Origin of the sequence: Salinimonas sediminis, assembly GCF_003429285.1 — a bacterium.
Lineage (GTDB): Bacteria > Pseudomonadota > Gammaproteobacteria > Enterobacterales > Alteromonadaceae > Alteromonas > Alteromonas indica.
This window is the reverse complement of sequence record NZ_CP031769.1, coordinates 2309721-2331140: the sequence shown is the minus strand read 5'-3', so window position 1 is coordinate 2331140 and position 21420 is coordinate 2309721. Positions and strand designations below refer to the sequence as shown.

General features: G+C 45.3%; 17 protein-coding genes and 2 pseudogenes. 13 read left to right on the top strand and 6 right to left on the bottom strand.

Translation table 11 applies throughout. The features are described 5' to 3' along the window. The first annotated feature begins 13 nt into the window (after window positions 1–13). The 4 genes from D0Y50_RS20035 (at window position 14) to D0Y50_RS10445 (ending at window position 2345) form a co-directional block, all read left to right on the top strand. Entirely contained in the window at window positions 14–166 is a 153-nt protein-coding gene (locus tag D0Y50_RS20035) for an integrase core domain-containing protein (RefSeq protein ID WP_117316884.1), read from the top strand. A gap of 564 nt (window positions 167–730) precedes the next feature. Then, a complete protein-coding gene (locus tag D0Y50_RS10455; RefSeq protein ID WP_117318719.1) occupies window positions 731–1042 on the top strand; it encodes a DUF1840 domain-containing protein in 312 nt (103 codons plus the stop codon). A 30-nt stretch (window positions 1043–1072) separates the two neighbouring features. Beyond that, complete coding sequence (locus tag D0Y50_RS10450) at window positions 1073–2026, top strand: DnaJ C-terminal domain-containing protein (RefSeq protein WP_117316882.1); 954 nt, start codon at window positions 1073–1075, stop codon at window positions 2024–2026. Window positions 2027–2030: 4 nt separating this feature from the next. Then, window positions 2031–2345, top strand: coding sequence for a chaperone modulator CbpM (locus D0Y50_RS10445; protein ID WP_117316880.1), 315 nt, complete (start codon window positions 2031–2033; stop codon window positions 2343–2345). A gap of 606 nt (window positions 2346–2951) precedes the next feature. Here D0Y50_RS10445 and D0Y50_RS10440 read toward each other — a convergent pair. Both D0Y50_RS10440 and D0Y50_RS19770 read right to left on the bottom strand, forming a co-directional pair. Next, on the bottom strand, window positions 2952–4088 hold the full coding sequence (locus D0Y50_RS10440) for a PIN domain-containing protein (RefSeq protein ID WP_117316878.1): 1137 nt from the start codon (window positions 4086–4088) through the stop codon (window positions 2952–2954). Window positions 4089–4333: 245 nt separating this feature from the next. Continuing rightward, window positions 4334–4507: an RES family NAD+ phosphorylase gene (locus tag D0Y50_RS19770; RefSeq protein ID WP_232366238.1), complete on the bottom strand. Its 174-nt coding sequence runs from the start codon at window positions 4505–4507 to the stop codon at window positions 4334–4336. A 567-nt stretch (window positions 4508–5074) separates the two neighbouring features. Between D0Y50_RS19770 and D0Y50_RS10425 the strand changes: the two are divergent. From D0Y50_RS10425 to D0Y50_RS10400, 6 genes and pseudogenes are all read left to right on the top strand, one after another. Beyond that, window positions 5075–6055, top strand: a pseudogene (locus D0Y50_RS10425) (IS5 family transposase). Window positions 6056–6836: 781 nt separating this feature from the next. After that, entirely contained in the window at window positions 6837–7166 is a 330-nt protein-coding gene (locus D0Y50_RS19945; protein WP_004587124.1) for a four-helix bundle copper-binding protein, read from the top strand. Window positions 7167–7744: 578 nt separating this feature from the next. Beyond that, a complete protein-coding gene (locus D0Y50_RS10415; RefSeq protein ID WP_117316872.1) occupies window positions 7745–8380 on the top strand; it encodes a recombinase family protein in 636 nt (211 codons plus the stop codon). Between the two features lie 22 nt (window positions 8381–8402). Beyond that, on the top strand, window positions 8403–10037 hold the full coding sequence (locus D0Y50_RS10410) for a DDE-type integrase/transposase/recombinase (RefSeq protein ID WP_117318717.1): 1635 nt from the start codon (window positions 8403–8405) through the stop codon (window positions 10035–10037). Next, window positions 10027–10998, top strand: coding sequence for an ExeA family protein (locus D0Y50_RS10405; RefSeq protein ID WP_117316870.1), 972 nt, complete (start codon window positions 10027–10029; stop codon window positions 10996–10998). The genes D0Y50_RS10410 and D0Y50_RS10405 overlap by 11 nt, the downstream gene beginning before the upstream one ends. A 350-nt stretch (window positions 10999–11348) precedes the next feature. After that, a protein-coding gene (locus D0Y50_RS10400) for an IS3 family transposase (protein ID WP_408640653.1) occupies window positions 11349–12457 on the top strand; the annotation gives its coding sequence in 2 pieces (ribosomal slippage) (window positions 11349–11601 and window positions 11601–12457; 1110 coding nt in all). Here D0Y50_RS10400 and D0Y50_RS10395 read toward each other — a convergent pair. Beyond that, entirely contained in the window at window positions 12435–13085 is a 651-nt protein-coding gene (locus D0Y50_RS10395) for a site-specific integrase (RefSeq protein WP_117316868.1), read from the bottom strand. The genes D0Y50_RS10400 and D0Y50_RS10395 overlap by 23 nt on opposite strands. A gap of 188 nt (window positions 13086–13273) precedes the next feature. Here D0Y50_RS10395 and D0Y50_RS10390 point away from each other — a divergent pair, with 188 nt between their 5' ends. Continuing rightward, window positions 13274–14317: a DNA-binding protein gene (locus D0Y50_RS10390; protein ID WP_147318234.1), complete on the top strand. Its 1044-nt coding sequence runs from the start codon at window positions 13274–13276 to the stop codon at window positions 14315–14317. A gap of 107 nt (window positions 14318–14424) precedes the next feature. Here the strand turns inward: D0Y50_RS10390 and D0Y50_RS10385 are convergent, their stop codons facing one another. Beyond that, window positions 14425–15465 (bottom strand): IS481 family transposase, encoded by a 1041-nt coding sequence (locus D0Y50_RS10385; RefSeq protein ID WP_117315792.1) that lies wholly within the window; start codon window positions 15463–15465, stop codon window positions 14425–14427. Window positions 15466–15976: 511 nt separating this feature from the next. On the opposite strand from D0Y50_RS10385, the pseudogene D0Y50_RS10380 reads away from it, so the two are divergent. Further along, window positions 15977–18570: pseudogene (locus tag D0Y50_RS10380) on the top strand (TonB-dependent receptor plug domain-containing protein). Window positions 18571–18613: 43 nt separating this feature from the next. Here D0Y50_RS10380 and D0Y50_RS10375 read toward each other — a convergent pair. After that, window positions 18614–20026: a heavy metal sensor histidine kinase gene (locus tag D0Y50_RS10375; protein ID WP_117316865.1), complete on the bottom strand. Its 1413-nt coding sequence runs from the start codon at window positions 20024–20026 to the stop codon at window positions 18614–18616. Continuing rightward, the gene (locus D0Y50_RS10370; RefSeq protein ID WP_117316863.1) at window positions 20016–20693 is read right to left on the bottom strand and encodes a heavy metal response regulator transcription factor; all 678 of its coding nucleotides are present in this window, start codon (window positions 20691–20693) and stop codon (window positions 20016–20018) included. The genes D0Y50_RS10375 and D0Y50_RS10370 overlap by 11 nt, the downstream gene beginning before the upstream one ends. Window positions 20694–21027: 334 nt before the next feature. Between D0Y50_RS10370 and D0Y50_RS10365 the strand changes: the two genes are divergently transcribed. Beyond that, the gene (locus tag D0Y50_RS10365; RefSeq protein ID WP_013755305.1) at window positions 21028–21387 is read left to right on the top strand and encodes a hypothetical protein; all 360 of its coding nucleotides are present in this window, start codon (window positions 21028–21030) and stop codon (window positions 21385–21387) included. The last annotated feature ends 33 nt before the right edge of the window (window positions 21388–21420 follow it).

Genomic DNA, 21420 nt, shown 5'->3' with positions numbered 1-21420 from the left:
CCTATCCCTCAGAATGCTCAATATATATGTGTTTAAAACGTTGAATGAAGTGCGCTACCTGACCGAAAAGTGGATAACCGCATACAACGAAGAACGCCCTAATGAGGCGCTGGATGATCTTAACCGAGGGTGTATTTTAGTAAGCATGAACAGACCAAAACCTTAGATTATGAGTGCAACTAATTAGGGTAGGTTTACATGGGGTCGCTTTTAATTGAAAGCTGACATTTAACGGCCAAATATGGGGCAAACACACAGTGCTCTATTCGCAAATCAGCCTCCTGTATTTCTCTCAGTGGATTCTGTTGGTGTTATGAGCGATGCACGTGAATATGACTGAGCTTTATCGCTGCGTGCTGTTGATACATTAAATGGGAGTAGCGGCGCCACAAGGTGTCGGCTACACCCGTCATTGTTTGATGATTTGGTCGTGTTGAATTACCAGGCATGCACAGCCAAGTCTGAAGCCTGGCGCCCGCCCCCTCCCATTTTAAATACGTCCTTCAGGTAGCATTGCTATCTCTCCTTCGAACAATTCTGTATCTGCTATGCTTAGAAGGTAGTTTTTGTATTGCAGCGCTGTCCAGAAATGTCGCAGGTAATATGATGGATAACGGATGTGCGCATGGCCTTTATTCGGTCAGTATCATTATCCTTACCTGATAAGGACTAAATCCTACAGCACGAACACCGGATGGCTACGGGTACACGGTTAACATGGGATCTCATTATGCTAGTCATTTTTTCCTGCCCGGCCTACGCCAACATCACGATGTTTGGCGATGTGGCTGAAAAGCTGCTCAAACTTATGGGGCACAGTGGTAAAATTCCTGGCGCTATCCTTGCCGACGATGTGCCAGCGGCACTGGTCAGCCTTCAATCTGCACTCGGTACTGAGAATCAGTCTCCAAAAGACCATGTTGTGCAAGAGGAGAATACCGAGCCGGTGATAAGTCTCGCTCATCGGGCTTTACCGCTGATTGATTTGCTTAACGCGGCAGCCAGTGAAAAATGTAACGTGATGTGGGACAGCGTTAATTAAAGGTGCACTTATGAATAGCGGGATGGCGTAATGGAGTATAAAGACTATTACAAAGTCATGGGGGTCGCGCGAGACGCGACTCAGCAAGAAATTAAATTAGCCTATCGCAAGCTTGGCAGGAAGTATCATCCTGATGTAAGTAAAGAACCCGATGCCGAGGCGCAATTCAAAATGATAGGCGAGGCTTACGAGGTATTAAAAGACCCTGAGAAACGAGTAGCCTACGATCAACTGGGGAAAGAATGGAAGAACGGCCAGGATTTTCGTCCCCCACCAGAATGGGATAGTGGATTCGAATTTCGTGGTAACGGTTATGCCGCTAGCGATGCGGGGGCATACAGTGACTTTTTTGAGGAGTTATTTGGTCGCCAATTTGGTCACGGTAGCCGCACAGGTGGCAGTCGGTCTTCTCGGGTGCGGGGCGAGGATCATCACGCCAAGGTGTTGATTACTCTTGAAGACAGCTTCAATGGCGCCATGCGTCCAGTTTCACTGCGCATGCCGACACAAACTGATGACGGGCATGTTACCACTCGTGACCGCACGTTGAATATTCGTATACCAAAAGGCATTCGCGCGGGCCAGCAAATCCGCCTTGCAAGGCAGGGTGGTCCAGGCCTGGGCGGAGCTGAGCCGGGCGATTTGTATCTGGAGGTGGCGTTTAATAAACACCCCTTATATCGCATTGACGGGGGCGATATTTACCTCGATTTGCCGGTTGCGCCGTGGGAGGCTGCACTGGGGGCGAAAATAGCAGTGCCGGTTCCATCTGGAAATATCGAACTTACAATCCCGGCTAACTCTAGGCAAGGGCAAAAGCTGCGTCTAAAGGGGAGGGGGCTAGCCGGCAAAAAATCCGGCGACTTGTATGTGGTTTTGCAAGTAACCTTACCGCCTGCCGACAGCCAGGAGGCCCGAGATTTGTATAAACAAATGGAAGCACAGCTCGGGTTTAATCCGCGCGCGACCATGGGGAGAACTTGAGTCTATGAAACAAAGTAATTCATTAACGCCACCGGTCGAAGTGATCGATGAACAAGCTACCTTTTCTTTGACTGAGTTGTGCCGTTGTTGTTCTGTTGAAGCGGAACACATTAAGTTGCTGGTGGAATATGGCATCTTGGAGCCAGCCGGCAAACAGGGACGGCACTGGTATTTTTCTGCAGGCAGCGTTAAACGCACTCGTATTACGCTTAATCTGCAGCGTGACTTAGGGGTCAATCTGGAAGGCGCTGCATTGGCGCTTGAGCTGCTTGAGCGTATCGATAAGCTCGAAGCCAGATTACGGATATTATCCAGTTAACGTCCATTTGGTCCCATCAGGGAGTAGAAGAGATTAAACCGTATACCTGCTCTAATCACCCAGGTCTGACTTTTAGCAAGTTCATTATAGCTAGCTAACACGATTGGCACACTGCGTATTGTCATCAACCGGAACCACTTATTCTCACTCTATGAACCGTTACGCTCACCACCGTGGACCAACAAAATCGTTTAGCTGAACCACTTATAGGTAAATTAATTCCCCGCCAGTATGCGATTCACAGAAGGGAATTAGGCCTCTACACTGATACGAGAAATAACCAAGCAATATCGACCATGACTTATTGGACAACCGTATTTCAACCCATAGTTCCCGAGCAATTTGAAGACGTCCTATCGTCATTTACCCGAGAGAACTTTGCAGTTGAACAGAAAGGTTACGGGCAGATAATAGAGTCTTTAAGATGGAAGCTTTAGATCAGATTCAATGGTCACTGTCGCAATTCGGCCTAATGTCCGTCACTAGCTAGTTTTATCGATTGTTGAAGTAAAGCGGAACAGGCAGCTTCAGACAAACAGCAGACCTTCATCAGTAGCGCCACAAGTAACCATTTTAAGAATGGCGGTCTTACATAATAAAAGACTATTAGTTAAGTATAAGTTCACTCAAAATAGCTTTATTTACTTCGATATCAATAGACATTTTTACATCCGATTGCTTTGAGTTCGAATTTATTTTTTGTATGTCTGTTGGCGTTTGGGGATGGTCAAACCAGAATATGGCGTCGCCATAAAATTTCGCACTTATTATTTCTGAAAGCTCACACATTCCATCGCCATTCATATTGTGCATTTCTACGTCCCGTTCATAGTTCTTATCCAAGTCTAAGAAAGTACCGTAGTCTGAGACATAAGTTAGGCAAGCATATGCTGTGAACTTAAATTTTGCAGAAAACTTATCAGAACCAATGCTATAAATATCCATAATGCCGAAATCTTCTAAGCTATCTAGCTGAATATCTGAAATCTGTGGATTAAAGGCTTGGATATTTAAAATGCTTAAATTCGCAACTTCTTCTATTTCAACCCCCCTAATTAATTGAGGTTCGGCTTCTAAAACCTTCATTACAAAATCAGAAAACTCACTAGACATAAGATAAGGTTTCAGCGAAAAATTTTGAATGTGCTCTTCAATTCCATCTAGTTCAAAAAAAGTATCTAAACAGCTATAAACATCTATATAATTTTCCTTTTCAAGCGTTTTCCTTAGATTGGCATCACCCACTATACATGTGATTGGGCCAATTTCATCGCGTAAACTGAGGGCTGTGTGATGGATTATTGAATCTGGTATATCGCTCCTTTCTTTCAGTTTTCTATAAGCTCCATCACCCGAAAAATAATCATCCAAAACATTAGCGAATTTTATTGGATTGAATTCTATTACATTGGTTTTATTTTTATCTATCCAAGCATCAAAGTCATCTCTAGCGTGTTTCTCAGTAGACTCAAGCAAATCATGAAAAATACGTTCAGAAAACTCAAGTGCCCTCAAAAACCTTTCATTTTTTAACCCTTTGTTGTTCAGTGATCTAATGCTGCTAATTATTTTATTAAGTTCACTCTCGATTTCAAAACTTACTTTAGAAACCTTTTCTCTTTTAACCATCTCTGGAACATGCAGAGCGATTACACCTTGATCAACAAGGTGACTCAAAGCTTGTAGATCAGCAGTCCACAGGCCCGCATACAGAATATTGGTGTCTAGTAAGATGTTTCTCATGGTCAGCGCTTAAGTTTGATGTCGATTGTTTAGGATTTATGAGTGACTATACGTCAATATTTGACTATCAAGCAATATCCGCCTCTCGCTCGTTGCCGACATTAGAATCTTAATGTCCCAGCATCCGCTTAACGTTGCATTCACCAATTGAACTCAAGACCTGGAGCAGACTGCCACGGCGATTCTAAAAATGTCAGCTTCTCGCTTTTGGCAGACTGTTGTACTTCTAACCGTAATGCTTTGGCTTAGCGAGGTTGAAGCAGTTGGTTGACCTGCAGTGCCCCCTCACGATAAACCATTTCATAATGCTTAGCTTGAACGACTCTCTTGACAGTTTTGGGGCTGAACAGCCCGAAGCATAGCCCCCCTTCCAATTTTACTGAAGGGTATCGTAGCCCCTGGATGCCGGATTGTCTCAATTCTCGCCCCAGCTGCTGTGACTGAGAATAATCGTTAGGTGTAGCGGCCTGACATCTTATTTTGCCTGACCCGATTTTATCAGCATGTTCTGACCCACAATCATTGATTCTACCCTATGAGGCTGGCTCACTTTAATTAAGAATGGAACCACATTGATTAACACTGGGACTGATTTCATCGGCTTGGGCCCACTTTAATCGACTCTAAATTGGCAGTCCTGCTTCACGCATTTCAGCTGTCATTTCTTTCGCTCTATTTGGTTCTAGCCCTCCAGAGAATAATTTTCTTATTTCGGATGGGCGATAGCGGAATTGTTCAGCAATGACGCGCTCATTGTAACCATGCCTGATAAGTGTCGGTTCAATTTCATATATGCGGCTAGACAGTGTTTCCTCCAAAAGGTCAACATTGATAGGTTTTATACCGACTTTGTAAGCTTCTTCTAGGGCTAATGTTAGATGTTGTTCTACCTGAAGAGGCGTACTGAGATGTTCAGCTAGGGAAGATGCGAATAAGTCCTGAATGTGAGATCATAGCTGCATAGTAAATCACAGCCATTACCGCCCATGAGCCAACAGTTAACTTTTGCCGATAGTGAGTTTTCCAGCAAACGTCGCCAGACGAGAAAAGAGATTTTCTTATCCAGAATGGATAACCTGCTGCCGTGGTCTCAACTGCTGGAAGTGATTGAACCCTTTTATCCTAAAGCAGGCAATGGCAGACGTCCGTATGCGCTTGAGACCATGTTTCGCATTCATTGTATGCAGCAATGGTATAGCCTCGGTGATGAAGCGATGGAAGATGCGTTATATGAAATTGCTTCGATGCGTCAATTTGCGCAACTATCACTGGATAAAGCCATTCCTGACCGCACAACCATTATGAACTTCCGGCACTTGCTGGAAAAACACAAGCTGACTCGCCAATTATTCAAAACGGTCAATCAATGGCTGTCTGACTGCGGTGTGATGATGACGCAGGGCACACTGGTGGATGCCACGATTATTGAAGCCCCCAGCTCCACTAAAAACAAAAAGAATGAACGTGACCCGGATATGCATCAGACCAAGAAAGGTAATGAGTGGCACTTCGGTATGAAAGCCCATATCGGTGTGGATGCCAAGAGCGGTCTGACTCATACGCTGGTGACCACCGCCGCCAACGAACATGACCTGAATCAGATGAAGAACCTGTTGCATGGCGATGAGGAATTCATCTCTGGCGATGCTGGATATCAAGGCGCAGAGAAGCGTGAAGAACTTAAAGAAAAGGATGTGGAATAGCTGATTGCTGAGCGTCCCGGAAAAGTTCGGGCACTGAAAAAGCATCCCCGCAAAAACAAAACTGCCATCAACATCGAATATTTAAAAGCCAGCATTCGGGCGAAGGTGGAACACCCGTTTCGCATCATCAAATGCCAATTTGGTTTTATCAAAGCTCGCTATAAGGGATTGATAAAAAATGACTCACAGTTAGCCATGCTATTCACCTTGGCGAACCTGTTTAAAGTAGACCAGATGTTACGACGACAGCCAAGATCTGTCTAAAATCCGGGAATAGCCCGGAATAAGGCCAAAATCCTGCCTAAAACAACGGCATATTGGCCTAAATTGCAAAATTAGAGTTTAAAAATTAGGCAGGTGATGCTGCGGCTTAACTAAGCGTTAAACTGCGGGACTTATTCGCAGTTTCCCTAGTTTGCGGCTAGTTTTGCGGAGCAGGCTGACTATGGGCTGAAACCTTTGTGTATTTACTGAATCTGGTAAGATTTCTAATCACATTTGGTATTTAGTGCAATTAACGAAGCAATTGCTGCATCGCTGAACTTGAGGAACAGTTTTGAGCAACTGGAGAACCGCAATTTTTGGAGGAACAGTTTCGCCTGGTGCAGCAGAAGCAGGATGGGAAAAGCAACAAAGCCAATGTAACCAGGGCTGGGGGAGCTGTTTAATGAAACAGAAGAGATAGCCGCTGAACCTAACACTGAGCAGGAAGCTATTTACTCTGTCCGCACAAAGCGCAACCCGCTATCCCAAGCACCGCGTTAGGACGTGATAGTTCACGATATTGCTGAGGAAGATAAAGTCTGCTTTCACTCTCCTATATTTTCTTTGTAATTAATTCAGGATAATAAGGAATTATTACAAATCTTTTAAGTACCTCCAGATCCTAAGAGCGCAGAGATGCTTCAATTTAAGCTGCCGGCAGCTTGGTGCGAGGGGAGTATTAGAATTTCATACGCACGATAACAAGCGACTGGCATAAATGCTGCTTGCCTACAAAGTTCCGAAGTTAGGTGTATAAACCATAAACAAGAGGAAATAATTTATGTCTCATAATAAATTTACTAGTTGTATTGAAGCTTGCTACAAATGTGCAACTGCCTGCGACCATTGTTCAACTGCCTGTTTGCAGGAGCCTGATCCTGCGAAAATGGCAGATTGCATACGTGCAGACTTAGACTGTGCTGATATCTGTCGGCTAGCTGCGGCAGCAATGGCGAGAGGAAGTGAGCATGCCAAGCAAATCTGCCGTCTCTGTGCTGACATATGTGAAGCTTGCGGTGAGCTTTGTGCTAAACACGAACCGGATCATTGTCAAGAATGTGCTCGTGCTTGCAAATCTTGTGCTGATGAATGCCGTAAGATGGCTGCCTAAGCTAAGTAAACCGTACTTTGGGAGCGCAGAAGACACATCTAGCGCAAGAGTTTCTTCATTGCGCTCTCAATATTGAGAAACACCTTTCATTAGTCCAGTATATTGGCTCGTATGGGTGACATTGAGGTCAGTTCATGCTTCTTAAGTACCGTATATTTTTGATATTATCCGCTAGAACCCTTCTTTCAGCAGAGGTCATTTTTTTGCTCGATTTTAGTTGAGGTTTCGGACCCTAAGAACCCACTGTATTCTTCCGATTCTGCTCGTATTTACTGAGGATTTAATCTCATTACTGATGCTAATCAGGTTCGACTGCTTGTTGCCACTGTATTAAAAACTCCTTTATGACTTCCTCATCTACTTGAATTAACAAAGACATGCTCACCAGGTAGTAGTATCCCATTGGCTTGGGGCTACTTGCATACCATTATTTATTTGGAAACTGCTGAGGAATCAAAAATATCTGGTGCAATTAAAGTATACCCTTAACGCACTTTCAATTATTTAGTGCATTAATTCAAAAAATAAACCTATAATGCACTCACATTAAGACACCATTGTAAAACGCACTGAAATCTATGTTTCGAGTTTATGGGTACCTAAGAGCTTCAACCGAAGAGCAAGATGCAACCAGAGCTAAAGCTGAATTAGAAAAATTTACCGAACAATTAGGGTTCGGCGTTGCTCACTGGTTTATTGAAAATGAATCCGGCGCAAAATTACAACGGCCTGAACTTTTTAGGTTACTGGATATCGCCATGCCTGGTGACGTTTTATTAGTTGAGCAAATAGACAGGCTAAGCCGGCTCAAAAGTGAAGATTGGGAACAGTTGAAGCGGCTGATTAACGATAAGAATATTCGTATTGTTTCACTTGATTTGCCGTCCAGTTTCGCATTGATGCGCAACGCTGATGAATTCACTGAACGCATTCTCTCTTCAATTAACTCAATGATGCTTGATTTCCTTGCTGCCTTTGCCAGAAAAAATTACGAAGAGCGACGCAGGATGCAAGCGCAAGGGGTCGCCAAAGCCAAAATAGAGGGGAAGTATAAAGGCCGTCGCGAAGACAAAGACTTGCATAGTAGGATATTGCAACTTCTCGATGATGGACGTAGTTATAACTTCATTGAAAGGACAATAAGTTGCTCTAGGCACACTATTTCTAAAGTTAGCAAACGCCGTAAGGCAGCACTTGAAGAAGAGGTTCTGTAACTGTGCCATGAAAGCCAAACGGATTGCGCCAGAGGTACTTTTAGATCTGTCTTCACGGATGGAGCTATTCCCTGCGCGTTCCGATGAGCGCAAAAACATTGTTAAATCAGCATGTGATTTATATGGTGTTTCCAAAAGCACTCTTTATCGGCAACTACGTTCTGTAAACAAGCCCAAACCACTGAAGCGCACAGATTCAGGCAAATCAAGAGTCATTCCTATATCTGAGATGGAGAAGTATTGCGAGATTATTGCCGCGTTAAAAATTCGCACCACCAACAAGAATGGACGGCATATCTCTACGAATGTTGCTATTGATTTGCTGGAAAGTACGGGTGTTGATTCAGAATACGGTTTTATCAAGCTAGAAAAAGGTAAGCTCAGCAAAACAACCGTTAACAGGTATCTAGCGCAATTTGGGTTAGACAAACGCAACCTTATTAAAAACTCGCCGGCCGTCAGGTTTCAGGCTAGACACAGCAACGAGTGCTGGCAATTTGATTTAAGCCCTTCTGACTTAAAAAGTGTAGACGAACCGCTTTGGTATGACGAATCTAAAGGTCTGCCTATTTTAATGCTTTACTCTGTCGTTGATGATAGAAGCGGCGTTTGTTATCAGGAATACCGAAATGTTCACGGTGAAGACGCAGGTAACGCGCTGCGCTTCCTTTTTAATGCCATGTCCCCCAAGTCAGACCCAGATCTGCCCTTCCAAGGGATCCCACACATGATTTACATGGACAACGGGCCAATTGCACGAAGTCGGGTGTTTCAGTCTGTGATGAAGTACTTAGGCATTGATGTGAAGATACATATGCCAGATAGCAAGGATAAACGGCGAAAAACTGCTAGATCAAAAGGTAAAGTAGAAAGGGCCTTTCGCACAGTAAAAGAATGCCACGAGGTCCTTTATCACTTGCGAGAGCCAAAGAACGAAGTCGAAGCTAATCAGATGTTGAGCGATTATCTGAAGAAATATAACGACCATCAACATCGAGCAGAGCCACATTCTCGGATGGAGGACTGGCTTCAGAATATCGACGGTGCTGTTAGACAAATGTGCAGCTGGGAGCGTTTTTCATCTTTCGCACGCGAACCTGAAAAACGGAAAGTAGGTATTGATGCCAGAATTCCCGTTGACGGCAGTGTATATGAGGTAGATCCCGACCTCGCAGGTGAACAAGTCGTACTTTGGTGGGGCCTGTTTGACGACGAATTGTATGTTGAACATGATGGACAACGATACGGTGCTTATTTCCCGATCAGTGGTCCAATTCCGTTGTACCGATATCGTAAGTTTAAACAAACCAAAACAGAGAAGCGGCTTGGAAAACTCGAAACGCTAGCAAAGTCACTTAAATTACCGGACTCTGAAAACGATGAGAATCACCAAGTTATTTTGTCAATGAAGAACGTAGTTGAGCCAGTACCAACGCGAGAATTTGATGATCCAGACCCGTTTAACGAAAAGCGGTTTGAAAACATACTGAAAGCCAAGCTTGCCATATCCAAGTATTTAGGTAAACCCTTGACAATACTTGCGCAAGGCGACAGAGATATGATTGATGCTATTTTGTCTGAGTCTTTAGATAAAGAGGCTGTCATGAAATGGATAAAAGAATATTTCCATAATAGGAGTGGAGAACATGCAAATTGAAGTCATGGAACACTTTGGTATAAAGAAGTATTTTCGTGATGCAGACTTCTTTGAAACTGACACGGCCAAAAGGTTATTCAGACAACTCAAAAAGATCATACCTGAAGGCCAGCTCATCGCACTGACTGGTGTTGTCGGTATTGGCAAAACTACCTACCTAGAAAAAATACAAAAACAATTAGCTGCTGAAAAAAATGTGATAGTCGCAAAGTCACTCTCAGTGGAAAAATCCAAGACAAATTTAACCACTTTGATCACAGCGTTGTTTTACGATGTTTCAGGTGATAATGGCTATCGGGTACCAAAGCTTGGCGAAAAGCGCGAGCGAGATTTGCAGGAGCTCATCAAGAAGAGTAAAAAGCCTGTTGTGTTATTTTGTGATGAAGCCCATGACCTGCACCATCGCACACTGACAGGTCTTAAACGCCTAATGGAAGTCATCCATGAGGGCGGCGGCAAGTTATCTATTGTATTGGCGGGCCACCCTAAACTTAAAAATGACCTGAAATCTCCCACAATGGAAGAAGTTGGCTACCGCACGGTTACCATGTCTCTCGATGCCTCGCAGGGTATTTTACGCGACTATATTTACTGGCTCCTGGATAAATGCACCAATGACAATGTAAAACCAAAAGACGTTATTGAAGACCAAGCAGTGGATTATCTAACTGAACATCTCAGTACGCCTCTTCAGGTAGAACAACATCTAACATTAGCCCTAGAAGAAGCTTACAAAGTCGGTATAAAACCTATCAATGTTGACCTTTTGGAGGAAACACTGTCTAGCCGCATAGATGAAATTGAACCGACACTTATCAGCCATGGTTACAATGAGCGCGTCATTGCTGAACAATTCCGCTATCGCCCATCCGAAATTAGAAAATTATTCTCTGGAGGGCTAGAACCAAATAGAGCGAAAGAAATGACAGCTGAAATGCGTGAAGCAGGACTGCCAATTTAGAGTCGATTAAAGGGGGCCCAACCCGATGAAATCGGTCCTAGTATCAATCAATGTGGTTCCATTCTTAATTAAAGTGAGCCAGCCTCATAGGGTAGAATCAATGATTGTGGGCCAGGAAGTGCGGATAAAATCGGGTCAGACAGAATAAGAAGTCAGGTCGCTACAGATACTGCGTGGATTTAAGGCATGTTCCGCAATGACACCCCAGCGGTCGATTTTTCGAAACACTGGCCCCTCATGCGCCCCCAATATCTCTTGCCATGTTGCTAGCGCAGCACACGTGTCCACTTCCCCTAAACTGAGACAGACTTAATTGGAGTTTTCTGCAATGATTAACGCAGGAGACGACTATGAAAAAATCACGATATACAGAATCTCAGATTATTGGGGTGTTAAAGGAAGTTGATGCTGGTATGAAGGTTGAGGAAGTTTGCCGTCAACACGGTATCAGCAGTGCAACCTTTTACAATTGGAAGTCCAAATACGGTGGTATGGAAGCCTCAGACGTCAAGCGACTAAAAGAGCTTGAAGAAGAAAATGCTAAGCTCAAAAAAATGTTTGCCGATGTCAGCTTAGAAAATAATGCCATTAAGGAACTTGTCGCAAAAAAGGGTTGGTGACAGCAGAGAAACGAGAATGCGTCAGCATCTTGGTTGATGCGGGGCTAAGCGTCGTAAAAGCCTGCCTGTTCGTTGGTATTGGCCGTGCGACCTTTTATCGTCCTGGACGAGACTGGCGTAAAGCGGATGCTGCTGTCATTGATGGTATCAATGCGGTCTTGGAGAAGTCGCCGCGAGCAGGCTTTTGGAAGTGTTTTGGTCGAATGCGTTTCAAAGGCTTCACCTTTAATCATAAGCGTGTCTATCGCGTTTACTGCCAGATGGGGTTGAATCTGAGGCGCAGAACCAAACGGGTACTGCCCAAGCGAATAGCACAGCCTTTAGAAGTACTGGATCAGGCAAACCACCAATGGGCGTTGGACTTTATGCATGACACTTTGTATTGCGGCAAACGGTTCAGAACACTGAATGTAGTGGATGAAGGCACGCGGGAGTGCCTTGCTATTGAAGTTGACACATCACTGCCCGCTGGCCGTGTCGTACGCGTGCTAGAACAGCTTAAAGCTGAGCGTGGATTACCCACTCAGCTGCGTATGGATAATGGCCCGGAACTCATTTCGGCAACGCTGACAGATTGGTGTGAAACCAACAATATTGAGCTGGTTTATATCCAGCCAGGAAAGCCGCAGCAAAATGGTTTTGTTGAGCGCTTTAATGGTTCATTCCGCAGAGAGTTTCTGGATGCTTACTTGTTTGAAAATCTCAGTCAGGTGAGAGACATGGCCTGGTTCTGGCGACTGGATTACAACGAAGAAAGAACACATGAAAGTCTGGGTAACCTGCCACCGGCAGCTTACCGGGCAAAACTGGAAAACTCTAGTTCAGCACTGTCTCATTAAAGGGGAAGTGGACACACGGGCACAGCGTATTTAACACTGGAAGCGGATAGTGTTTGCCTGCGTAATGCCGGTCGCCTTTTGACCGTGACAGGTAAAGCGATAGGCCATGATGCGGTGTGACCTCAATGCCCTGCAGTAACAAACGGGTGAATTCATCACTGCGAAACCCTCGCCAAAATCCCACCCAAATCAATGCCCGGTCACGTGTCGCACGCAGCGAGACGCCTTGTATGTCACTGCGACATTCGGCATTGAGATGGCTATCTAACTGTTCAAGCACGGGCATCGCCAAGGGCGTGGCTTTTTTCACCGGGGCAGGGTGTAAGGCCCGTATACTTTTTAGCACCTTTTTCACTTGAATGGCCTTGGCGGGATCAATAAATCCCTGACTTTGATGCCACTGGGATAGGGCAGCAACGCGCGTTTTGAGTGTGTTATGGGCAAGGGTATCTGCATAGTGTGCCAAATAGCGACACAGCGCCTCGCTAGTAGTGGGCAGCACACCGCCCCAATCCACTTCGAAATGCTCGACCGCACCTCGGTAGGTCCGTCTTGTATTGTCACGCGTGGCGGCCTGAATATAGTCATCAACACTTCGAGTTTGTACAGTACGTGGTGGATTCGGCATGACGGGTTTTTCAGACCTCGTTTTTAAGTAATTTGGTTCAGTATGTATCAAGGCAGCTGTTTATCAAGGGGGGTAGCCATAAAGGTGCTATAAACCATGATTATCGCTTGTTTATATTTCCCTATTTTGATTTCGAATGCTTCAAACATTATACTGTATATACATATTACGTAATACAGTACATTATCATGGCGCGAACCGGCGTGACGCTGACAAACGTTAAACAAGCCACAGAGGCCATCATTGCGCGCGGTAACAGTGTGTCGATCGACGCTGTGCGCGCAGAGCTCGGGAATACGGGCTCAAAGAGCACTATTCATAAGCATTTGAAACGCTTAACCGAAGGGGGCGCAAATGCGCCGGTAGAAGTCTTACTGTCTGAAGAATTACAGCAGCTTGTAAGCCACGTTGCGGCGCGATTAAAAAAGGAGACGCATGCCACGTTGGTTGAACGTGAAAGTAGGTTTAAAAAGTCACTTGACGAGCAGGCGGCTTGCGCAGTCGCACTATCGGAGCAAAACGATACGTTGCAGGCTCAGATTGCGCGAGCTAACAATGACATCGCTGAATTGACTCAATATGTGACTGACATCACAGCGGCGCGCGATACAGCACTTCGCGAGTGTGATCGTTACGAACAACGGCTCGCATCAATGACACAGGAAATCCAGTTACTGACAACGCATAATCAATCATTAGAGGACAAGCACGTGGATGCGCGTGCGGCGCTTGAGCATTATCGTGCGTCTGTCGCGTCTCAGCGTGAGCGCGAAACCCATCATTTTGAAAGTACGATCGCACAACTCAATCATCAACAACACGCGTTGACGCAAGAGCTGGCCGGCTTAACCGGCACCAACCAAGAGCAAAAACTTACACTGGCGCGATTGGAGGTTACATTGTCTCAGGCGCTTAACGATCACAAAGCATTGGCAGACCAGAACCGCTTTTTGGAAGAGGCACTCGCGCAATCCCGCAGTAACAATCAGCGTCTTGAACAAACCGTCGAGAGGTTAGAGCACGCATCCGATCTGCTTCGCGATGATCTGTCCTCTTCGACTGACGCTCTGAATACACAAACGATTGCACTTAATGAAACTCGCCAACAATTAGTGGCAGCTGACGCGACGGTAAACACACAAGCGCATCTGACCGCAGAATACATGCACCAAACAAACAAAACGGTGAAAAAAACGAAGAAGTTAAGCGTAAACGATGATACGCCGCAATGATAATGCTGTTGATGCGTAAACGACACAAGATGTTATGTAGCGAACGATAAACTGTACTAGCTCAGACCTGATCTGACAGTTACCCGTTTCACGGTGCCAGTGTCAGATTAGCTTTGAGCTAAGTTCTTCTCAGCCCAAATCTGCTTCCCATCGGTTAATGTTTCCATTGGCGTTCTGCCGCAGCACATTTTGCCCTGATGAGTCCTTCCATTGTTGTAGTATTCCAGCCACTCGTCCAGATCTTTCTGTAATGCTTCCAGCGAGTCATAGAGCTTTTTGCGGAAGGTGACCTGATAGAATTCATTCAGGATGGTTTTGTGGAATCGCTCACAGATCCCATTGGTTTGCGGATGTCGCGCCTTGGTTTTTGTGTGGTCGATATCGTTGATGGCTAAGTAGAGCTGATAATCATGCTGTTCCACTTTGCCACAATATTCTGTGCCCCTGTCTGTCAGAATCCGCAGCATGGGCAGCTCCTGAGCCTCAAAGAACGGCAACACTCTGTCGTTGAGGATGTCGGCCGAGGTGATTGGCGTTTTGGTCGTGTAGAGCTTGGCGAACGCAATTTTACTGTAGGTATCAACGAAGGTTTGCTGGTAAATGCGGCCGACACCTTTGAGGTTGCCGACGTAGAAGGTATCTTGCGAGCCTAGATAGCCGGGATGGTGTGTTTCAATCTCACCGCAGGCCTCATCATCCTGCTTTTTCTTCTCAAGCGCGGCAACCTGCTCATCGGTCAAAATGATGCCTTCGCTTTCAACTTTGGCTTCCAGTGCGGCAAGTCGCTTTTTGAAGTTTTCCAGATTATGTCTGAGCCATATCGAGCGAACACCGCTGCCTGAAACGAACACGCCTGCTTTACGCAGCTCATTACTTGTTCTGGCTTGACCGTGAGCGGGAAACTCAATGGCGTGAGCTATGACAGCTTGTTCGGTCTGCTCATCGACCCTGTTCTTGAGATTAGGTGTGCGTCTTGAACGGTTAATCAGCGAATCAACACCGCCTTCTTCAACCAACTCCTGATACCGATAAAACGTGTCACGAGACACGCCCATCACTTTGCAGGCCTTCGATACATTGCCCAGCTCTTCAGCCAGATTTAACAGTCCTGCTTTGTGTTTGATGATTGGATTGCTAGTATGCAACATGAGAGTTACCTATTTTGTTTTGATTAAAGATTCGACACCTTTATCAAAACGGGTAACTCTCATCTTTTCAAGAAGAAGTGTCAGATTAAGTCGAGACTAATTCAGATAAACATACCACCTTATCAAATGAACAATGTCTCACCAGGTGAGCACATCGACCGTCTGCTTTTCTTATGACATTGCTGTGCTCAAGATCCAATCCCTACCGTTGTTCATGACGCTATCGGTGCTGGGGCGCTGCGCAGCATAGCCTGTGCGTCCCATGGCATCGTCATGATTTGCCGGCTGAAGATCAGGCATTTCTTACACTCTTAGTACCTTTCAAAATTGTAATTATCATGTAATTCCACCGCCATGTAGGTCATGGCGGATTTTGTCAGCATTGGCCAGTGTCTGCGCGTATTTTGCGCAGCACGGTAGTCTCTTAGCCCTCCTACATCTGTAACAACCGGTTTGGGTTCTCAAGAGATTTTTCAAACAACACGACATAGACATAAAATCAGGGAAACACATGACTAACACTAAATCAAAGGCGACAAGGTTGGGGTTTGCAAAGACTCTTTTGTCTGCTTCTATCGCAGTGGCTATTTCACCCACGCTGGTTGCACAAGAGCAGGCCGGCACCACTGAGGCGGATGTAGAAAAAATGCAGTCGTCGGTACGCGTTCAGCGCCACGCTCGATAGGGGATTCAGCGGTACCTGTTGACATTATCAGCGCAGAAGAATTTAAAAGTACCGGGTCCACCGACATCACGACAATGATGCAAGCCGCCGTGCCATCCTTTAATGTTAACGACCAACCAATTAATGATGCTTCAACCCTAGTACGTCCCGCGAATTTAAGAGGGCTCGCGCCGGATCACACCTTGATACTGATGAATGGAAAACGGCGTCATCGCTCAGCGGTTATTACGTTTTTAGGTGGTCAAATATCCGACGGTGCGCAAGGGCCTGATATATCCGTCATACCGTCTGTTGCACTTAAACAAGTTGAAGTATTACGGGACGGTGCGGCAGCACAATATGGCTCTGACGCAATTGCCGGCGCGATCAACTTTGCGCTTAAAGATGACGCTGAAGGAGGCCTAGTGGAATTTAATAAAGGTCAATATTATGAAGGGGACGGCGCAACGACGATGGTCGCGGGCAATGTTGGGTTGCCATTGACTGATCAAGGGTTTGTCAATCTCTCTCTAGAATATCGAACGGCCGATCCCACGTCACGAAGCGTACAACGCGATGATGCGGCGGCGCTGATAAACAATGGCAACACGTTCGTTGAAGATCCGGCGCAAGTATGGGGGAGTCCTGAAATAAAAGGGGATCTTAAGTTTTTTGCCAATGCAGGTTTGGAGCTTGATCAAAACAGTGAAGCGTATTTATTTGGTAACTATGCGAGACGAGAAGTGGAGGGCGGGTTTTACTTTCGAAACCCACACAACCGCGGTGGTGTCAATGATGGCGGAACCAATGACAGTGGTGAGCAATTATTACTGGTAGCCGACTTGACGCCAGATCTATCGGGCAACTGTCCGACCGATATAGCCGTCGGCTCAAACGTGCTAGAAAACCCTGTTTATATCAACCAAGTTGCAAACAATCCTGATTGTTTTGCATTCAACGAACTCTTTCCTGGTGGATTTACCCCAAAATATGGGGGGATCGTTACTGATGCTTCATTGGTTGTTGGTACTCGTGGAGAATTGGATAACGAGCTAAATTACGATGTCAGTGGTGCTTATGGTACTAATGAAATCGATTATGCCATTAGCAACACCATAAATCCGTCATTAGGACCGGATACACCAACATCGTTTAATCCCGGGCGCTACATTCAAACAGAAGCGAGCTTCAATATCGACATCAATAAGTATATTGATATTGGCGGGAATGAACCGTTGTTCTTAGCCGGGGGCATTGAGTATCGATATGAAGCGTTTGAAGCCATCGCTGGGGATCCAAAGTCCTACGAAGTAGGCCCTTTAGCCGCACAGGGATTTGGTATCGGTTCAAACGGCTTTCCTGGGTTAGCCGCTCGGTTCCAAGGCAAGAATAGTCGTAACAGCGCAGCGCTGTATATTGATTCGGAGTATTTCTTTAGCGACGATTTTATGGTGGGGGCAGCTATTCGGTACGAGGACTTTAGTGATTTTGGTGACACAACCAAAGGCAAGTTGTCTGCGCGCTATCAACTGAATGAAACCGTCGCAATACGCGGCGCCATCGCAACTGGATTCAAAGCGCCGACCATAGGACAATCGAATGTACGAAACGTCACTACCGCGTTCAGTGCAACGGGATTGGTTGATAGAGCCACGCTGCCGCCGTCGGATCCGATTTCCATTCAAAAGGGGGCAACGCCCCTCCAACCTGAGGAATCTACGAGCTACAGTGTAGGATGGGTAGGAGAATTTGAAAATGGGTTATTTGTTACCATCGATTACTTCAATATTGAAGTTGAAGATAGGATCAGCACAACGTCGGGGATCACCCTCACGCAAGCGGATATCAATGCGCTTCTCGCCCAAGGCGTCACTGACGCATCGAGTTTTAGTGAAGTGAGTTTCTTCACAAATGACTTTGCAACGTCAACACAAGGTATTGATGTCGTCGCTAATTATTCAATGGAAATGTTGGGAGGAGATACGGTTTTCTCGTTTGCGGGGAACTGGACCGATACAGAAGTTGATGATGTTAAAACGTTCGATGTGAATGGTGAGCAAGTCCAAAACATTTCACCCACTCGCATTCGAATGATTGAGGATAATTTGCCTGAATACCGCTTCAGCCTGACTGGCAATCATACGAATGGCGATTGGCGGATATTAACGCGCCTTAATTATTTTAGTGACATTTTTGAAGATCACATCGATGCCGGTTTACCCATAGAGGAAGTGGGTGCGGAATACACGGTCGATTTTGAAGTTGGTTATCATATTAATGAATCATTTATTATGACACTAGGCGCTCGAAATGCGTTTGATAACCTCCCTGATGAAAATGTGCTTTATGAAACCGAAGTGGCGGGTTCAAAGTACCCAACGACGTCACCCATTGGTATTAACGGCGGTTTCTATTATTTAAAAGGCGTGTATACCTTTTAGTCCAACTGGCGTCTCGAACTAACACTTGCGTGTGTTCGAGGCGTCAGCTACGCAATGGAAAGATGACCGTGAACGTGGTTGCCTGCTCATCTGATCCCACTTGTATATGTGCACCGTTAACTTCAAGAACAGATCTCGCAATGGTTAATCCTAATCCAGCGCCTTGCCCGTCACGTTTTCGAGATGGATCCGCGCGGTAGAAACGATCGAAAAGGCGAGAAAGTTGAATGTCAGGGATCTTATTACCTGGGTTTGAAATCGATATCAATGCTTCGTTATCCTGTATTTGAGTAGATACGGTGACTTCTGCATTATCGGGAGTGTACCGAATGGCATTAGATAACAAGTTGCTCAGTGCTTGTCGAAACATCGATTTGTCGCACATTAACGTTATTTTGTGACCAATAAGTTGAATGCTGATGTGCTTCTCTTCGGCCAAGAGCTCAAAGTATTCGATTAATTCACCGATTTCTTTATGACAGTCTATACGCTCAGCGTTGGGTTTGATCAAGCCATGCTCCGTTTGTGCTAGTAACAACATGTCACTGACCATTTTCGACATTCGCTCGTACTCTTCTAAGTTAGAATATAAGATGTCAGTATATTCATTCGTCGATCGTGGTTGATTGAGTATGACTTGGGTCTGTGTAGTCAGGTTGGTGATAGGCGTTCTTAGTTCATGAGCTATGTCAGCGGAAAAATGGGACAGCTGCTCAAACCCGCTTTCAAGTCTCTCAATCATCGCATTAAAGGACTCCACCAGATTAGCAAGCTCCACTGGGACTTCGGTGGGTTCCAACCTGATATCCAATTTATCCGCGGTGATGGAACCGATTTTGCGACTGAGACGTCGTAAGGGGGAGTGACCACGATAAACAGCAAACCGCGCGGCTAAGATCGTAATAGCCCCAGACAATACAATGATCCCCCACAATGTTGTCTCGAAGTCTTCCATATAGTTCATATGAAATTCCATGTTCGAGGCAACGATGACTTGATAATGTGTTTGGCTGTTGCCGTCTTCAATACGCACGGTTATTTCCGTTGCCCGTAACATATGTTCGCCGTCGAAAAAGAGGCTTAACATGGATGGCGTTATTTGTTCTAGTTCATACGTATCCCCAGGGTATTTTTCTAGCACCGCGCTCTCACTGCTAAAAATAACTTCGTTGTCTTTATTTTTAACTAAATAATAGACACCGTGATGCCCAGAGACAGCTTGGAATAATATGCTAGACGGTGCGACCCCTTCATTATACGCTGTATTAAGCTTGCGTTTCACGGCTAGAAACACCTCATTCAGCTCATCTGCATCCTGCTCTTCAAAATGCTGAGCAATCGATTGCTGCACCATAAGACTTATAAACGTTAGGCACACAAAGATAGTGAGCCCAACAAGTATAGTGACCCGAAAGGCGAGAGAGCTTGGTCGCTTTGATAGATCCTTAAGATTCATTACTGCACATTTTATATCCCATCCCTCGCACAGTCTGAATGAGCTTTAGTGAAAAGTCATCATCGATTTTTGCTCGAAGACGGCGAATGGCGACATCAATCACATTGGTATCGCTATCAAAATTCATATCCCATACTTGCGAAGCAATAAGAGAACGCGGCAATATTTCGCCTTGGCGTCTCACCATTAATTCTAATAAGGTGAACTCTTTATTTGTCAGGTTTATTGTGCGCCCACTTCGCGTGGCAATACGCGAAGGAATGTCGAGCTCCAAATCGGCTATGTGTAAAATATTATTGGGCACGGACGTGCCGCGGCGGATCAACGTACGCACACGCGCTAGCAGCTCAGCAAATGCAAACGGCTTCACTAAGTAATCATCTGCGCCGAGCTCTAAACCTTTAACACGGTCATTCACATGATCACGAGCAGTAAGAAAAAGAACCGGTGTATGATTGTTAGACTCTCGTAACGATGACAATATTTTCCAACCATCGATATCAGGCAGCCTGACGTCTAAGATGATCAACTCATATTCACCGAGCATGGCTTTGTGATGGCCATCGAGACCGGTCCGAACTAACTCAACAACAAAGCCCGATTCGGCAAGGCCTTGTTTGATGTAGTCTCCAGTTTTTGTTTCGTCTTCAACGACTAATATTTTCATGCGATGTTCCGCCCGTGTTACTTATGATAAGCCCGCTTACAATATTAATGTACGTAACGAAACCGTGAAACGAAACACCTACTATGTAGGTCGCTTTGTAATTTCGCTAATGTCCCGTAATCTTAATGCTGAGCGCTATCAAGATGTTAGCCCTTAGGTCGCTGATTATGCAATGAAATCCTTGCCTTTGATCTATGATAATCCGTCTAATTGCATTTATTACCGAATTGTAATGTAGGGGTGATCTGGTTGTCAGGCGAGGGTGCTAACATCATCAGCAATTAATAAACAGTCATTGACTGCTGTCTGTCAAACACCAAGGAACGACGAGACCGTGAAAAGCGCCTTCATTCACTTAATTATTGTGATTGCATTGCTCAGTGTGCAAATGAGCGAGTCATTTGCATTCGCGCAAATGCCATGCAGTGACGAAATGGCAGCGGAGATGGAGGTCGGATCTCACGATATGCACAGCGCTCATGACATGATGAAACACTCGCAAAGCGATGATATGAATGATTGTTGTCAGCAAGATTGCTGTTGTCCAATGGCGATGTTTCATATTGGTCTTCTCTCTAGTCAAGCTCATTCGTCACCCGAAGGCGTGTCGCTGAGTATTCAGTCTCTTAACCCAAACCTAAACCAAATCTTTTTAGGTGGATTGCAGCGCCCTCCGAAACACTCTCTCATTTAAGCAGGATAAGTCCGTCTAGAATCCGGGCAATGA

Bases quoted from the DNA above. Each gene is read 5' to 3' on its own strand.
- D0Y50_RS20035 (WP_117316884.1), top strand. From the start codon at position 14: ATGCTCAATATATATGTGTTTAAAACGTTGAATGAAGTGCGCTACCTG.
- D0Y50_RS10455 (WP_117318719.1), top strand. From the start codon at position 731: ATGCTAGTCATTTTTTCCTGCCCGGCCTACGCCAACATCACGATGTTT.
- D0Y50_RS10450 (WP_117316882.1), top strand. From the start codon at position 1,073: ATGGAGTATAAAGACTATTACAAAGTCATGGGGGTCGCGCGAGACGCG.
- D0Y50_RS10445 (WP_117316880.1), top strand. From the start codon at position 2,031: ATGAAACAAAGTAATTCATTAACGCCACCGGTCGAAGTGATCGATGAA.
- D0Y50_RS10440 (WP_117316878.1), bottom strand. From the start codon at position 4,088: ATGAGAAACATCTTACTAGACACCAATATTCTGTATGCGGGCCTGTGG.
- D0Y50_RS19945 (WP_004587124.1), top strand. From the start codon at position 6,837: ATGTCTCATAATAAATTTACTAGTTGTATTGAAGCTTGCTACAAATGT.
- D0Y50_RS10415 (WP_117316872.1), top strand. From the start codon at position 7,745: ATGTTTCGAGTTTATGGGTACCTAAGAGCTTCAACCGAAGAGCAAGAT.
- D0Y50_RS10405 (WP_117316870.1), top strand. From the start codon at position 10,027: ATGCAAATTGAAGTCATGGAACACTTTGGTATAAAGAAGTATTTTCGT.
- D0Y50_RS10395 (WP_117316868.1), bottom strand. From the start codon at position 13,085: ATGCCGAATCCACCACGTACTGTACAAACTCGAAGTGTTGATGACTAT.
- D0Y50_RS10390 (WP_147318234.1), top strand. From the start codon at position 13,274: ATGGCGCGAACCGGCGTGACGCTGACAAACGTTAAACAAGCCACAGAG.
- D0Y50_RS10385 (WP_117315792.1), bottom strand. From the start codon at position 15,465: ATGTTGCATACTAGCAATCCAATCATCAAACACAAAGCAGGACTGTTA.
- D0Y50_RS10375 (WP_117316865.1), bottom strand. From the start codon at position 20,026: ATGAATCTTAAGGATCTATCAAAGCGACCAAGCTCTCTCGCCTTTCGG.
- D0Y50_RS10370 (WP_117316863.1), bottom strand. From the start codon at position 20,693: ATGAAAATATTAGTCGTTGAAGACGAAACAAAAACTGGAGACTACATC.